This is a genomic window from Streptomyces sp. NPDC048603 (assembly GCF_043199475.1).
Lineage (GTDB): Bacteria > Actinomycetota > Actinomycetes > Streptomycetales > Streptomycetaceae > Streptomyces.
This window is the reverse complement of record NZ_JBICVY010000010.1, coordinates 98,781-113,981: the sequence shown is the minus strand read 5'-3', so window position 1 is coordinate 113,981 and position 15,201 is coordinate 98,781. Positions and strand designations below refer to the sequence as shown.

11 protein-coding genes are annotated in these 15,201 nt (G+C 71.9%); 6 read left to right on the top strand and 5 right to left on the bottom strand.

The genetic code is table 11. The features are described from left to right. Nucleotides 1-42: 42 nt before the first annotated feature. The 4 genes from ACGFQ9_RS25135 (at nt 43) to ACGFQ9_RS25120 (ending at nt 3,482) form a co-directional block, all read left to right on the top strand. The gene (locus ACGFQ9_RS25135; RefSeq protein ID WP_393576709.1) at nt 43-945 is read left to right on the top strand and encodes a metal-dependent hydrolase; all 903 of its coding nucleotides are present in this window, start codon (nt 43-45) and stop codon (nt 943-945) included. Nucleotides 946-953: 8 nt separating this feature from the next. Continuing rightward, the gene (locus ACGFQ9_RS25130; RefSeq protein ID WP_393576707.1) at nt 954-1,994 is read left to right on the top strand and encodes a PDR/VanB family oxidoreductase; all 1,041 of its coding nucleotides are present in this window, start codon (nt 954-956) and stop codon (nt 1,992-1,994) included. 162 nt (nt 1,995-2,156) lie between these two features. After that, nucleotides 2,157-2,858 carry a TetR/AcrR family transcriptional regulator gene (locus ACGFQ9_RS25125; protein WP_393576705.1) on the top strand — a complete coding sequence of 234 codons (702 nt, stop codon included), beginning with the start codon at nt 2,157-2,159 and terminating at the stop codon, nt 2,856-2,858. A gap of 87 nt (nt 2,859-2,945) precedes the next feature. Next, nucleotides 2,946-3,482 carry a GNAT family N-acetyltransferase gene (locus tag ACGFQ9_RS25120; RefSeq protein WP_393576703.1) on the top strand — a complete coding sequence of 179 codons (537 nt, stop codon included), beginning with the start codon at nt 2,946-2,948 and terminating at the stop codon, nt 3,480-3,482. Nucleotides 3,483-3,514: 32 nt separating this feature from the next. Here the strand turns inward: ACGFQ9_RS25120 and ACGFQ9_RS25115 are convergent, their stop codons facing one another. The 4 genes from ACGFQ9_RS25115 to ACGFQ9_RS25100 form a co-directional block, all read right to left on the bottom strand. Beyond that, on the bottom strand, nt 3,515-4,699 hold the full coding sequence (locus ACGFQ9_RS25115; RefSeq protein WP_393576702.1) for an aromatic ring-hydroxylating dioxygenase subunit alpha: 1,185 nt from the start codon (nt 4,697-4,699) through the stop codon (nt 3,515-3,517). A gap of 5 nt (nt 4,700-4,704) precedes the next feature. Then, a complete protein-coding gene (locus ACGFQ9_RS25110; RefSeq protein WP_393576701.1) occupies nt 4,705-5,391 on the bottom strand; it encodes a VC0807 family protein in 687 nt (228 codons plus the stop codon). A gap of 106 nt (nt 5,392-5,497) precedes the next feature. Continuing rightward, nucleotides 5,498-10,900 carry a pullulanase-type alpha-1,6-glucosidase gene (gene pulA / locus ACGFQ9_RS25105; RefSeq protein ID WP_393576699.1) on the bottom strand — a complete coding sequence of 1,801 codons (5,403 nt, stop codon included), beginning with the start codon at nt 10,898-10,900 and terminating at the stop codon, nt 5,498-5,500. Nucleotides 10,901-10,943: 43 nt separating this feature from the next. After that, entirely contained in the window at nt 10,944-12,680 is a 1,737-nt protein-coding gene (locus ACGFQ9_RS25100) for a carbohydrate-binding module family 20 domain-containing protein (RefSeq protein WP_393576697.1), read from the bottom strand. A 407-nt stretch (nt 12,681-13,087) separates the two neighbouring features. Here ACGFQ9_RS25100 and ACGFQ9_RS25095 point away from each other — a divergent pair, with 407 nt between their 5' ends. After that, the gene (locus tag ACGFQ9_RS25095; RefSeq protein ID WP_393576695.1) at nt 13,088-13,633 is read left to right on the top strand and encodes an RICIN domain-containing protein; all 546 of its coding nucleotides are present in this window, start codon (nt 13,088-13,090) and stop codon (nt 13,631-13,633) included. A gap of 76 nt (nt 13,634-13,709) precedes the next feature. Here ACGFQ9_RS25095 and ACGFQ9_RS25090 read toward each other — a convergent pair whose 3' ends face one another. Continuing rightward, nucleotides 13,710-14,162 carry a hypothetical protein gene (locus ACGFQ9_RS25090; protein ID WP_393576694.1) on the bottom strand — a complete coding sequence of 151 codons (453 nt, stop codon included), beginning with the start codon at nt 14,160-14,162 and terminating at the stop codon, nt 13,710-13,712. Nucleotides 14,163-14,223: 61 nt separating this feature from the next. On the opposite strand from ACGFQ9_RS25090, the gene ACGFQ9_RS25085 reads away from it, so the two are divergent. After that, nucleotides 14,224-15,096: a hypothetical protein gene (locus tag ACGFQ9_RS25085; RefSeq protein ID WP_393576693.1), complete on the top strand. Its 873-nt coding sequence runs from the start codon at nt 14,224-14,226 to the stop codon at nt 15,094-15,096. The last annotated feature ends 105 nt before the right edge of the window (nt 15,097-15,201 follow it).

Below are 15,201 nucleotides of genomic sequence, written 5' to 3'. Positions count from 1 at the left end.
CAGGGGGTTTGCACATGCCTTACCCCTCAGTACATTGACGCCATGTCTAATAAGCCGCCCGCTCCCGCCCCCGCCCGCGTGGCGTCGGAACACATAGACCTGCAGGCACGGAACGTCTCCTTCTCCTGGCAGGACACGCCCCTCCACTGGCTGCCCGGCGACCCCTTCGCCACCCACACCATCAACGTGCTGCACCTCCTCCTCCCGGCGGGCGAGCGGTGGTTCGTGCACGTCTACAAGCAGGCACTGCCGCTGATCAAGGACGAGCGCCTGCGGGAGGACGTGGTCGGCTTCATCGGCCAGGAGGCGATGCACGCCGCCGCGCACGACGACGTACTCCCCCACCTCAAGCGCCTGGGCCTGGACCCGACGCCGTACACCGCCCAGGTGGACTGGCTGTTCGAGAAGCTCCTCGGCGACCGCACCCTCCCGCCGGGCCGGGCACAGCGCTGGTGGCTCCTGGAGCGGGTGGCGATGATCGCGGCGATCGAGCACTACACGGCGTTCCTGGGCAACTGGGTGCTCAACGCGGACGAACTGGACCGGCGCGGCGCCGACCCGATGATGCTCGACCTGCTCCGCTGGCACGGTGCCGAGGAGGTGGAACACCGCTCGGTCGCCTTCGACCTCTTCATGCACGTGGACGGCGGCTACCGCCGCCGCGCCCGCACCTGGGCCACCGCCTTCACCGCCCTGGTCTTCCTGTGGCAGCGCGGCGCCCGCTTCTTCATGGAGAACGACCCGACGCTGCACGAAGGCCGGGCGACGTTCGGGCAGTTCTACCGGGCCGGACAGCGGGGCACCCTGCCCGCCACGGGCGCGATGCTCCGCTCGATCCCCACCTACCTCTCCCGCACCTACCACCCCTCGCAGGAGGGGTCCACGGCCCAGGCGGTGGCCTATCTGGCTAGCTCGCCTGGCGCGAACGGCGGTACCGCCCGATGAACCGCCCGATGAACCGCGCACTGAAACTGGCCGCCCTGGCAGGCACCGCCTACCTCACCCGCCGCACCCTGCGCACCCGCATCCGCCGTTCCCCGCTCTGGCCGCTGCCGGCCCTGCCCGTCCCCGTCTCGGGCCGCTCCCCGCGCCGCTGGATCCCCGCGCGGATCACCTCGCGCACGGAGCCGGCAGCGGGCGTCGCCCTGCTGACCCTGGAATCCCCGGAACCGGAGCCCTGGACCCCGGGCGCCCACCTCGACATACGCCTCCCCTCGGGCCTGGTCCGCCAGTACTCCCTCTGCGGCGACCCGGCCGACACGGGCCGCTACCGGATCGCGATACGCCTGGTGGAGGACGGCCGCGGCGGCTCGGCGGAAGCCCACGCCGCCCTCCGGCCGGGCATGACGCTGGACGTCCGCCCGCCCCGCAACCACTTCGCCCTCCGCCCGGCGGGGTCGTACGCCTTCGTCGTGGGAGGCATCGGCATCACCCCGGTCCTCCCGATGCTGGCGGCTGCCGAGGCGGCCGGCGCGGACTGGACCCTGCTCTACTGCGGCCGCAGCCGCGCCTCCATGCCCTTCCTGGACGAACTCGCCGTCCACGGCGACCGCGTCACCGTCGTCCCGGAGGACGAGCAGGGCCTGCCGGACCTGACCGCCGTCCCCGAGGCCGCCCTGGTCTACTGCTGCGGCCCGGAACCCCTGATGCAGGCGGTCCGTTCCGCCGTCCGGCCCGGCACCGAGGTGGTCCTGGAACGCTTCGCCCCGGCCGGCGCCCCCACCGGGGACGCGCGTCCCTTCACGGTGGAACTCCACCGCTCGGGCACCACGGTCGAGGTGGGCGCCGGCGAATCCGCCCTCACCGCGATCCGCCGGGCCGCCCCCGACACCCCCTACTCCTGCGGCCAGGGCTTCTGCGGCACCTGCCGGCACCGCGTCCTGGCGGGCGGGGTGGACCACCGCGACACCCTCCTCACCGATGCGGAACGCGAGGACTCCATGCTCCTCTGCGTCTCCCGCGCCACGGGCGACCGCCTGGTCCTGGACCTCTGAGACGGGTCGTTGGCCGAAAACCTCCGTTCGCCCGGCGGCCGCCGGGACGAACCAGGCGAACACCGGCCGCCAGGTCACCGGGAGTTGGGGACGGGACACAGCGCGCTCATGCGTGAAATCCGGCCAAGCGGAACGGGCAGGCCGGTGGGTAAGGTGTCACACATGACAACCGGTGTGCGGCGGAGGATGGGTGTCGAGGAGCGGCGCCGGCAGCTGATCTCGGTGGCGCTGGAGCTGTTCAGCCGGCGGTCGCCCGAGGACGTGTCGATCGACGAGATCGCCGCGGCGGCGGGTATATCGCGGCCGCTGGTGTACCACTACTTCCCCGGCAAGCAGAACCTGTACGAGGCCGCGCTGCGGCGTGCCGCCGACGAGTTGGCGGCCCGGTTCGAGGAGCCGCACGAAGGGCCGCTCGGGGCGCGGCTGCTGCGGGTGATGGGGCGGTTCTTCTCCTTCGTCGACGAACACGGGCCCGGATTCTCGGCGCTGATGCGGGGCGGCCCGGCGGCCGGGAGCAGCCGGGCCAACGCGATGATCGACGAGGTCCGGCGGGCCGCGTACGAGCAGATCCTGGTCCACCTGGGGGTGTCGGAACCGCCCGCGCGGCTGGAGCTCGTGGTGCGGTCGTGGGTGTCGCTCGCCGAGTCGACGGCCCTGATCTGGCTGGAGGGCAGGCGGATCCCGCGGGCGGAGCTGGAGTTGCAGCTCGTGCACGACTTCGCCGCGCTGGTGGCCGTGAGTGCCGCCTATGACGAGGAGATGGCGCAGATCGCGGTACGGATGCTGGCGGGCGAGCCGGCCGACGGCCCGTTCGGCGACCTGGTGGGGCGGCTGGCCCGGCTGGTGCCCCCGCCCCGTTGGTGATCCGTTGGCGATCCGTTGGTGGTCCGGCGGTGATCCAGTGCTGATCCCCCGCTGTGTTGATGATCATCGCCGCGTCATAATTCCCGCGTGATCATTGATGAGGGGATTGTGTTCCGGCACGCCGAGGAGAAGGACGCCGGGACACTGGTGGCCCTGTACGACTCCGCCGCACGCTGGATGAAGAGCACCGGGATCGACCAGTGGAAGGTCGGTGACAAGGACAAGGCCCACTTCCGCGAGCGGATGCGGGACGGCGAGGTGTGGCTGGCCGCCGACGAGGACCGCCGGCTGGTCGGCGCCTACGAGCTGTGGTGGTCCGACGAGGAGGCGTGGGGGGTTCAGCCCCCGGTCGCGGGCTACGTGCACCGGCTGATGGTGGAACGCGCGACCGCTCCCGCCGGCACCGGACGCCGCCTGCTCGAACATGCCGAGCGGCGGATCGCCCGGACCGGACGGGAGCGGGCGCGGCTGGACTGCGTCTCCACCAACCCCCGGCTGCTCGCGTACTACCAGGGCGCGGGCTACCGGGTGGTCGGGGAGCTCCCCAACAAGGTAGGGAAGGACGGCCGGGTCTACGGGGTGATCCTGCTGGAGAAGCGGCTGGACCGGCTCAGCGTGGTGTGACCGCGCCCCTTCCCGACCAGGTGAACGCGATCTCACAGCAGCCGCTCCGCGAGGTAGCGCTGGAACTGCCACAGAGGGCGCTCCAGATGGGAGAACCGGCCGTCGGACGGCTCCGGGCGGGACGTCAGGCCGCGCTGGACGCCACGGACGGCCACCAGATCCTCCTCCTGGATCCGGGCGATCTGATCGCGCATGCCGGCCAACTGCTCCGCGAAACCGGGTGCGTCCGGCACTCCGGGCGGGACCATGGCCGTGATCCGCGTGTCGTGCGTGGACGGACCGGTGGGCAGCCAGCGGATGCCGACCGCACTGTCGGGCAGGACCGCCAGGACGAACTGGGGGAAGATCCCGGCGATGAGCATTCCCGGCCGCGGCTCCCGGCCGGATCCCTCACGCCCCGCCGTGCCCGCGCCGCCCCGCCCGGGGTCCGACAGGGGCGTGAACATCGTGAACCAGCGCCCGTCGCAGTTGTCGACCTCGGTGTCCCGGCCCGGCAGCACCGGATCCAGGGTCGCCGCATGCGTACCCATGTGGTGGTAGTTCTCCGAGCCGTTCTCCACCGCCACCTTCCAGTTGGCGGGTACGCCCTCCCAGGTCTGGGTGTGGACGGTCACCCAGTCCGCGATGCCATGGCCGCTCAGCCGGGGCTCCAGCCCGCGCAGTCCGGCTGCCGCCGGTGCCGCGCCGGGGTCGAGGTTGAGCATGACGAAGCCGTTCCAGACCTCGACGCGGTACGCCGGGAGCCGGCAGCCGGCCCGGTCGAACTCGACCCGCTGCATCAGCGGAGCACCGGCGAGCTGCCCCGCGTACCGGCCGTTCAGCCGGTAGGTCCAGGTGTGGTACGGGCAGGTCAGCCGCTTCAGGCTGCCCTGCTCGGGCGCGGTCTCGGGCGGCAGGAGGTCCATGAAGCGGTGGCGGCACACCCGGGACAGGGCGTGCAGTTCGCCCTCCTCGTCCCGGGTGATCACCAGGGGCGCGCCGAGGACGTCCAGCCGCAGATAGCTCCCCGGCCGGGGGATCTCGTCGGCCCGTGCCACGCACAGCCACTCCCGCCGGAAGATCCGTTCGACCTCCCAGCCGTACATCTCGGGGGAGGTGTAGGCGCCCGACGGCAGCGTCCGGCCGTGTTCGAGCGGGAGCGCGGCCAGTCGCCGCAGCTCCGCGAGCGTCTCGCGCAGCGCCTCGGGAGCGCGGGACGCAGTCCGGTGGCGAGTCATGGTGATCAGCCTTCCCTTCTGGTGTTCAGGGGTGCCGAACCGAAGAGGGACAGTGCGTGTCGCCGCCCGTGGCGGCGGCTGTAGGCGATGGTGACGAGGAGGACGGCGCACAGCACGGCCAGTCCCTTCGCCCGGTTGAGTGCCGGGACGGCCTCCACCGGCAGCAGCAGGGCGACGAGCACTCCGGCACCGCAGTCCAGCAGTTGGGCACAGCCCCACAGGACCGTCAGCCGGGTCAGTCCGCTGCGCAGCGCCGGCGAGACGCTCCAGGCGGCTTCGCGGGCGCGCGCGGCGGCGGGCCCGTTCCAGTACTGGCCGACCTGGAAGGCGAGGGGCTTCGCCACGAGGAGCGAGCCCAGGATCCAGAGCCCGGCGGCCGCCCCGAGTCCGGCGTCCTTGACGAGGATGACCCGCGGACTGGCGGTGAGCAGCGACGTGACGATGCGCACCGCCAGCATGCCGATCATGAATGCCTCGAAGCCGTTCACGCGGCGCCGCGCTGCGGCCTCGAAGGCCATGCGCACCGCCGGGACCGCCCCGCTGAGCGTCAGCGCCAGCCACTGGCTGACCCCCTGTGACCGCAGAACGTAGAACACGGCCAGCGGGAGGGCCACGGTGAACAGGACCGGCGTGGCCACTGTCCGCCACGTCGGCACGTCCGGTGTTCCGGTCCGACCGTTCGGTGATGACATGCGAAAAACCGTACGGACCGGCGAAGATCATTGAATCGACGCGAGGAACGACAAAACCGGTACATCCTTCGATGTACCGGTTTGTCCTGTCGTCGGGCCCGGCGGACTACCGGGTGAAGACCGCGACCGTGCGGGCCGGGACGGTGAAGGTGCCCGCGGCCGTGTCGTACGAGGACCGCTTGACCACCGGGTCGGAGCCGGAGGCCTGGACCGGGTGCAGGCGGTGGGGGGTCCCGGCGAGGGACGGGATCCGCTGGGCCTGCTCGGTGGGCGTCGCGTTGAAGACCACCACCAGGTCACCCAGGGTCATGGTGATGACACCGGGGGTCTCCTGCGTCCCGGACAGCGGGAAGGCCAGCCGGTCCTGGACCTCCGCCGCCGTGGCGAGGGCGAAGCCCGGTTCGGTGGTGCGGATCCGCAGCAGGTCGCGGTAGGCACCGGAGGCCGCCCCGATCTCCGCGCACCCGGGGGCGGGCCGGGTGAGGAGGGGCTTGGCGTACGGCCACTTCGCCCGGTTGTCCGCGGCCGGCGGGAGGCCGCGGCCGAAGCCGTTGCCGTTCCGGCAGTCCCAGTGGATCGCGTTGAACCAGTCGCCGCTGTCGTAGGAGTTGCGGTCCAGGGACTTGGAGCGGAGCAGGTCGGTGCCGGCCTGGGAGAGCGCCGGGCCCTGGGAGAGGGCCGCCGTGGCCATGGCGATGACCTGCATGCGGGCCTTGTCGGACTCCGCGGTGCCGGCGGGCAGCTTGTACGTCAGCGCGTCGTACAGGGACTCGTTGTCGTGGGCGTCCGCGTAGGCGAGGGCGTCGCCGGGGGCGGCGGCATATCCGGCCGCCTGACCGTTGTAGTCGACCTGCGCGCCCGTGACCGTACGGCCGCCGCTGTCGGTGAAGCGGTACGGGGCCAGGTTGCCGGTCAGGCCCACCTTGATCAGGTCCTGGGCGTGCAGCAGGCGGGCGCGCTGCTCGTCCGGGGTGCCGTTGGCGGGCGACCCGTTGGGGGCGGTGAACAGGCCGGAGGCGAAGCCCTGGACGCGGGGGTCCTCGTCGAAGGGGCCGCCGCCGCGGGCCGCGTCGCGGGCCCGGTCGGAGAAGGTGGCGATGCCGGTGCCGGCCATGTTCTTCTGGGTGGCCTGGACGAAGCGGGCGTCATCGGCGACCTCACCGAAGTTCCAGCCCTCGCCGTAGAGGATGACCGCCTTGCCGTCGACTCCGTCCTTCTCGACGGTCAGGGCGTCGAGGGCCTTGCGGACCGCGAGGATGTTCTCCTTGGGGTGGTGGCCCATCAGGTCGAAGCGGAAGCCGTCGACCTTGTACTCCTTGGCCCAGGTGACGATCGAGTCGACGACCAGGCGGCCCATCATGGCGTTCTCGGGAGCGGTGTTGGCGCAGCAGGTGGAGGTGGCCACCTTCCCGTCGGGCAGCAGCCGCTGGTAGTAGCCGGGGACGATGCGGTCCAGGACGGACCTGTCGGACTGGCCGGACGCGACGGTGTGGTTGTAGACCACGTCCATCACGGTGCGCAGTCCGGCGCCGTTCAGCGACTGGACCATGCGCCGGAACTCGACGGTGCGGGCGGTGCCGTTCGGGTCGCTCGCGTACGAGCCCTCCGGGACGGTGTAGTGCAGCGGGTCGTAGCCCCAGTTGTAGCCGTCCTTGGCGGCGGCCGCGGTCACGCACGCCTGCTGCTCCTCGGAGTCCGGCGCGTGGGAGGCCAGGTCGCAGGAGGGTTCGGTGCGGTCGGCCGGGTTCTCCGGGATGGTGCCGATGTCGAAGGCCGGGAGCAGGTGGACGTAGGAGGTGCCGGCGGCAGCCAGGGCGCGGAGGTGCTTCATGCCGGCCGAGGCGGCGTCGGTGAAGGCCAGGTACTGGCCGGGGTGGCGGGAGGTGCGGTCGGCGACGGAGAAGTCGCGGATGTGGAGTTCCTGGATCTGTGCCTGGGCGGCCGGCTCGGCGGCCGGCTTGCGCAGGTCGCGCCAGCCCTGCGGGGCGAGCGCCGGGTCGGCCAGGTTCACGGCCAGGCTGTGCGTGGAGTCGGTGGTCAGGGCGGTGGAGTAGGGGTCGGTGACCAGGTTGGTGACCAGCGCCTGCGTGCTCGGGGCCCAGACGGTGACGGCGTAGCGGTACTTCTTGCCGTTCCAGGAGCGTGGGCCCTGCGCGGACCAGACGCCGGTGGTGTCGTCGCGGCGCATGGGGACGGTGCGGCCGTCGAGTTCGAGGGCGACCTTCTGGGCGGTCGGCGCCCACACCGACAGGGTCACCCCGTGTCGGGTGAAGACCGGGCCGAGCGTGGCACCGTTGGCGTACAGGTCGTCGAGGACCCCGGCGAGCTGGACGCCGGTGGCGGCGAGGACGGCGCCGTTGGCAGCGCGGGCGCTCGCGACGAGCTGGCCGCGCAGGGCCTCGCGTACCCGGTCGCGGTCGCGGGGGTCGACGGTGAACGCCCTGTACCCGGCCAGGTGCGGGAACTTCCGCTTCTGTACGTCGGTCAGCGCGCCGGCCGTCAGGCGCAGCACGGAGGCGTCGGCGGTGCCGGTGAGGGTGCCGTTCTCCGCCTTGACCGTGCCCGCGCGGGAGGCGAGGAGCTGGAGGGAGGCGGCGGACTCGGGGGCGTTCCAGGCGAGGGTGTCGCGGTCGATCCAGATCGCGTGCGAGGTGGTGAGGTCGAGGGCGGCGGAGCTGCCGGCGGGCTGCGGGAGGAGGTACTTCTCGCGGCCCGAGAGCAGCCATGCCTCGTGGCCGGTGGCCTTCAGGTCGAGGGACTGGTCGGCGGGCAGGTCCTTCTCGTCGCCCTTGTGGAGGATGTAGGAGAGGGAGCCGGCGCCGGGGGCGAGCGGCACCTCGTACACCGCGCCGTAGGAGTCGAAGCGGGCGGGCATCAGCGGCTTGGACCAGTCGGTGGGGGTGGCGGCCCCGCTCCAGACGTGCAGGCCCCAGCCGTCGTAGGCGCCGTCGGGGCGCTGGTGGTGGAGGACGGCCTTGGTGGTGTCCTGCGGCGGGTAGGCCGGGCGCTGCGGCCGGGGAGCCTCCTTGCCCTGGTCCAGCCAGATCTCGCCGGTCCTGGTCACGTCGATGGTGCGGTCGGCGGCGACGTCCTTGGTGCCGTCCTTGTCGATGACCAGGTAGCCGACGGAGCTCGCGCCGGGCTTGAGGCGGACGTACGCGAAGGCGCCGTAGGCGTCGCGGCCGGTGAAGGGGGCTCCCTGCGGCCAGGGCCTGGACTCGCCCTCGGCGATGTCGCCCCAGGTGTAGAGGCGCCAGTCGGTGTAGTTCCCGTCGGGCCGGTTGTAGTGGACGACGGCGTAGTCGCGCTGGGTGGCGGTGGGGGTCTCGGGGGCGGGCGGGGTGCCGGTGACGGTTTCGGCGCGGGCGCTCGCGGTCCGTCCGGAGGTGTCCACGGCGACGGCCTTGTAGCGGACGGGGGTGCCGGCCGGGGCGGTGAGGTGGTGGGTGACCTTGTAGGGGGCGTGGTCGGCGGAGCCGAGCACCTGCCAGGGCCCGTTGCCGGTCTGGGCGGCGAAGACGACCCGGTTCAGGGCGCCGCCGCCGGTGACGCCGGCGGAGACCTCGACGGTGCCGGTGGCTCCGGCGGCCGGGGCGGCGAGGGTGACCGCGGGGGCGGCGGCGGGGGCGGGCAGCGGGGCTTCGGCACGGGCCACGACGGAGCCGAGGGCGGGCACGGTGAGGCGGAGCCGGCCGTCGGCGGTGACCCGGGCGCCGGTGTCGGCTCCGGTGTCGGGGCCGCCGTACAGGGTGCGGAAGCGGGTGCGGACGGCGCTGTCGACGGGGAGGTCGACGGTCACCGGGGCGTCGCCGTTGTTGACGGCGACGGCGTACTCGTGGCGGGTACGGCCGCTGCTCTCACTGCGGGTGAAGCCGTATACGGAGCCTTCGGCGAGGCGCTCGGTCTGGACGCCGTCGCGGAGGGCCGGGTGGGCTCCGGTCAGCCGGGACAGGCCGGCGATCTGCCGGTAGAGCGGGTGCCGGTCGTCGTAGGCGTCGCTCGCGTGGGTGCGGTCGGTGCCGAGCTGGTCGTCGTCGAGGTAGTCGGCGGTCTTCGAGCCGAAGAGGGTCTGGCGGGCGTCCTTGTCGCCGCCGGCGCCGGTGAAGCCCTGCTCGTCGCCGTAGTAGACGACGGGGTTGCCGCGGGTGAGGAACATCAGCTCGTTGGCGAGCCGGTAGCGGGCGAGGAGTTCGGTCTCGGGGGCACCGGGGCGGTCCTGCTTCAGGAAGGTGCCGAAGCGGCCCATGTCGTGGTTGCCGAGGAAGCTGACCTGCTCGTAGGCGTTGGCCTTGTCGGTGGTGTAGCGGTGGTCGTCGGCGAACACCCTGGCCAGGCGGTCGGATCCGGCTCCCTGGGCGGCGTACGCGCGGACGGCGTCCTGGAGGGGGAAGTCGAGGGTGGCGTCGAGGCGGCCGCGGGTGACGTACGGGGAGGTGACCGCGGTGTCGGCGGAGTACACCTCACCGAACATGAAGAAGTCGGGGCGGCCCTGCTTCGCCGCGTACGCGTCCAGGGCGGTGGCCCACTGGGTCCAGAAGCCGGTGTTGACGTGCTTGACGGTGTCGATGCGGAAGCCGTCGATGTCGAACTCCCGGACCCACTTCTCGTAGATCCGCTCCATCCCGGTGACGACCTCGGGGCGCTCGGTCCACAGGTCGTCGAGGCCGACGAAGTCGCCCTGCTCGCTCGACTCCCCGGCGAAGGTGGAGTCGCCCCGGTTGTGGTACATGGTGGGGTCGTTGAGCCAGGCGGGGACCTTGAGGTTCTTCTTGGTCTCGGGGACGACGGGGGTGCGGGGGAAGGAGTCCCGGTCGACCGCCGGGAACTTCCTCTTCCCGTCCTTCCCACTCTTCCCGCCCTTCCCGTCGGCGTAGTCGGTGTCGTCGAAGGGGACGCCGTCCTTGGTGAGGTACGGGAACGCCCCCTTCGACAGGTACCCGTAGGACTTCTCCTCGTAGTCGACGACGTCGGCGGTGTGGTTGGTGATGACGTCGAAGAAGACCTTCATGCCCTTGGCGTGGGCCTTGTCGATCAGCTTCGTCAGGTCGGCGTTGGTGCCGAAGTGCGGGTCGACCTGGGTGAAGTCGGTGATCCAGTAGCCGTGGTAGCCGGCGGAAGCGTCCTCCCCCGTCCCCTGCACCGGCTGGTTCTTGAAGATCGGCGCCAGCCAGATCGCGGTGGTGCCCAGGCCCTTGATGTAGTCCAGCCGGTCGGTCAGCCCCTTGAGGTCGCCGCCCTGGTAGAAGCCCTTGTCGGCCGGATCGAAGCCGGTGTCCAGGCGTCCGCCGGTGAGCCCGCCGCGGTCGTTGCGCGGGTCTCCGTTGGCGAACCGGTCCGGGAGCACGAAGTAGAACTGCTCCCGGGTGAGGTCGTGCCGGGCCGGCTCGGCGGCGAGCTTCGCGTCCGAGGGCGGTGCGGGCGGGCGCGCGCCCGCCGCGGTGGCGGGCAGGGCGGGCAGGAGGGTCACGGCCAGGGCGGCCGCGACGGTGCCTGCTGCGGGGCGAATCAAGGCAGGGCTCCTTGGTCGGGGAGGCAGGGGGGCGGGGCGGCGGTCAGTTGCGCCAGGTGTCGGTCAGCGTGACCTTGCCGTTGGCGGGGACGGTGGCGGAGCGGTTGGCCCCGCTCTCCCAGGTGACGTTTCCGGAGGCGTCCTTGCGGACGTACTTGTAGGCGAAGGTCGTGCCCGCGGGCAGGGTGACGTCGAGCTTCCAGACGGGGTAGGCGGCCGGGTCGAGCCTGGGGGCGGCGCCGGTGTTCCAGCTGCCGAGGGCGGGGTGGTCGCCGGTGACGTGGATGTTCTGGCCGGGGACGGTGGTGGCGGTGACGCCGAAGGACGCGCCGGAGGTCACGGACCCGACGGCGCAGGTGCGGGCGCCGGTGTGCAGGGCGAGGGCGGTTCCGGCCGCGACGGTGGCGGTGAACTGCCCGGATGCGTTGACGGTGACGGTGCGGCTGCCGCTCTGCACGTCGCAGTAGTCCCCGGCGGGGAGGGAGGTCTGGAAGGTGCGGGTGAGCGGGGCACCCTCGTGGTTGATGGCGACGTAGGCCTTGCTGCCGCGCCCGAAGGCGATCTGGTCCGCCCCGTTGTCCCACCAGTTCACGACACCCTGACCGTGGGCCGTGTTCCGGAGGGCGACCGTGGAGGAGATCTCGCGCCAGGCGTGCTGGCACTTCCACCCGTCCTGGTAGCAGGCGTTCACGGTGCCGCCGTTCGGCGGGCCGGCGTCCTTGTCGCTCCACTCGTAGCCGGAGTGGACGTCCGGGGATCCGTAGGGCCAGGCCAGCATGAAGACGTTGGCGAGGGTGTAGGCGGAGCCTGCCTTGTAGTTGAGGGTGTCGCCGCCGCGCTCGGTGTCGTGGTTGTCGACGAAGACGCCGGACTGCGCGGAGGGCATGTACCCCCACGCCTCCCCGAAGTTCTTCAGGTAGGCGAGGTTCTCGCTCTCGAAGACCCGCTTGAGGTCCCGGGCGTAGCGGAACTCCTGGACATCGCCGCTCGGCAGGTACTCGGCGGGGTCGACGGCCTCGCCCGCGCCGAATATCGCCTCCTGCTTCCAGTAGACGTTCGGGTCGGTCAGCCGGGACTTGATGTTCGCCAGGTCGGTGGCGGGCATGTGCTTGGCGGCGTCGATGCGGAAGCCGTCGACGCCGAGCGAGCGCAGGTCGTTCAGGTAGGCGGCGATCCGGCCGCGCACGTACTCCTCACCCGTGTCCAGATCCGCGAGCTTGACCAGTTCGCAGTTCTGGACGTTGCCCTTGTCCCGGTAGTTCGAGATCTCGGCGCGGCAGTCGTCCAGGTCGGCGCCGGAGTAGAGGCCGGGGTAGGAGTACTTGGAGTACGTGGACCCGCCGGTGCCGGTGAGGGTGGCGCCCGGGTCAGCCGGGCCGGCCATGTGGTTGATGACGGAGTCGGCGATCACCTTCACGCCGGCGGCGTGACAGGCATCGATCATGTTCTTGAAGGCGGTCCGGTCGCCGAGCCGCCCGGCGATCTTGTAGCTGACCGGCTGGTACGAGGTCCACCACTGGGACCCCTGCACGTGCTCCTGGGGCGGGGACACCTGCACGTAGCCGTATCCGGCGGGGCCGAGGGAGTCGGTACAGGCCCGGGCGACGTCGGCGAACCGCCACTCGAAGAGGACGGCGGTGACGTCCTTCCCCCCGGGCGGCACGGCCGCGGCGGGGGTGGCGGCTGTGGCCCCGGCGGTGAGGGTCGCGGCGGCGAGGGTGGCGGCGGCCACCACTCTGGTGGTGCGACGTGGGGGTCTGGTGTTGCGCGTGGGGGGCATGGGGGCCTCCTGGCGGAGAGGTGGGGATTGTGGCGACCGTAGGGGGCACCCCCTTGTGTTGCAAGACCTTGCGCAAGAGATTGCAGAATTGTTTCCGATCATGGCAGCCCGGACCGAACCGGGGCGCGGTACCGGTCCGTTGATGCCGGGGCAAGCCATTCCGATCGCGGCGTGTCCGACATGCAGGGAATGGCCGGTAATCCAGTCGCCGGGGAGCACCGGCTTCCGGTGGGATATGGCTGCGCCGGAGGCTCGACAGGGACACCGTCACAGACCCCCGGCATGTGCCTGACCACTCGTCACGCACGTCACCGCACGTCACCGCACATCACCGCACATCACCGCTCATCACTGTCGTCACCGCGAGCATCCGGGAGATCCCCATGGCCCGTACGACCGTGTCACGCATGCGTTCCGCCACCCTGGCCCTGGCCGTCACGGCCGCCCTGACCGGCGGCATCGGCTACGCCCAGGCCGCCCCGGCCGGGACGCCTTCCCCGTCCTCCTCCTCCGCCGCCGCGGTACCGGGTGGCGCGCACAAGTACGTCAACGCCGCCACCGGCAAGTGCCTGGACATCCAGGGCGCGTCCCGCGATCCGGGCGCCGTGGTCCAGCAGTTCGGCTGCAAGACCGCCTACCACCAGGAGTTCGCGACGATGTTCACGGCCGCGGACCCGACCACCACCCGTATGCAGCCCCGCCACTCCGGCAGGTGCATCGGCGCCGACGGAACCGTCCCCGGTTCGCGGGTCACCCAGCAGGTCTGCCACGACGGGGCGATCCAGCGCTGGGAGCTCGTCGACCTCGGCGGCAGCCAGGTGGCCGTCAAGAACGCGGCCACCGGCCTGTGCCTCGACGACGGCGCCAACCCGTCCGGCAGCCGCCGCGAGGTCCGCCAGGTGGTCTGCACCGGCGCCGCCACCCAGAACTGGGTGCGGTACGCCGTCTCCTAGGCCCTCCGCACAGGTCGGCGCCGGGGCCCTGGACAGAGGGCTCCGGCGCCCGGCATCGCACTGCCGGCCCGCCGGGTCAGGGGACGAGGACGAGGCCCGTCGCGGCCGTTGCGCACGCCGCGAAGCCGACGATCATCGTCCACACGGCATGGCGGACGTACCTCTCGCGGTCCCGGCGCTCCTTGCGCACCGCGGCCATCGTGCCCAGGTGGACATTGGTCGTCACGCGCGGCAGCCGCACCAGCGGGTACCTCTCGCCCACGACGTGCAGGGGGTTGGGGGCGACGCCCGTCGTGTGCCGGGCCCTTTCGCCGCCCGCCGTCCGGTATTCGTAGTGGGCGCGCAGGGTGTCGGTGCGGACCAGTGGCTCCAGCGCGACCAGGACCGCGGGGACCTCGGCGCCCGTCTCCTCCAGTTCCCTCGCCTTCCTGAGCACCTCCCTCTCACCGCCGAACGTCATCAGACCAAAGAGGAGCAGGCCGCCGCCCACCAGGACGAACGCGACGAGTACGAAGATGACCATGTCCACAGCGGTGACCGTACGTCTTCGGGATACCTCGGGGGAACACCCACCCCTTACGATCTCGCGCATGTCGATCATCTCGTCCATACCCGTCCTCCTGGGTGACCGGGGCGCCGAACTCCGCGCCGACAGCGGCGGATTGCTCCTGCGTCGCCCTCACGAGGAGGTCCGCATCCCGCTCGCCGCCGTCGCGCAGGTGCACGCGAACGGGCGGGTGGTGGCCGTGGAGCTGACGGCCCCGGCCGGGACGGAGTCGACCCTGTACCGGATCGAGGGCGTGAGCCGTGCCTCGGCCACCGTCTTCGCGGAAGCGGTGAACGGCTCGCTGCCCGACCGCCGCGCCGACCAGGACCCGGTGGACGGCTCGACCCTCGTGACGGTCACGCCCCTGAACGACGCGGACGCCGGCCGGGAGGCGGACGGCGAGGAGGCGGTCGGCGAGGAGGATGCGGAGCCGATGCAGCCGGCCGAGTTCGTCATCCGCTGCACGTTGATCGCGGTCGGCCTCGGGCTCGTCGCCCTCGCCGCGGGGGTGGTGATCGCAGGGGATCACGTGAGCCGCGCGCTCGCGGTGCTGCTGCTCGGCGGCACCGGCCTGCCGATGGGCCGGCTCGCGGTCCGCATGGTGTCGATCGTGTGGAACGAGTGGTACCTGCCCCGCCACGGCATCACGATGGAGGCGCAGCCCGTCCTCATCCACGGCCGGGTCTCCTACGGCTACACCGCCACCGACGGCAGGCTCCGCCCCGCCCCCGACCCCGACGGCAGACGCGGCGAGACGTACCACGTCGCCTACCACCCCAGGCACCCCGCCCGCGTGGTCGCGTGCAAGAGCCTGGGTGCCGTCTTCAAGTGGCTGCCCGTGACGCTGGTCTTCGTGGCCCTCACCGCGCTCATCGTCTGGGGCACCATCGCCCTCGCCCTCCCCGCCTTCCGCTGAAGCGCCCGGGAGCGACCGCCGGCCTCACCCCCCTGGGAGTCGACCGTCCGAGAGATGCCGGCGAGGGCGGCTCGGTCGGGAACAAGAACCGAAGCTCAGTTCATG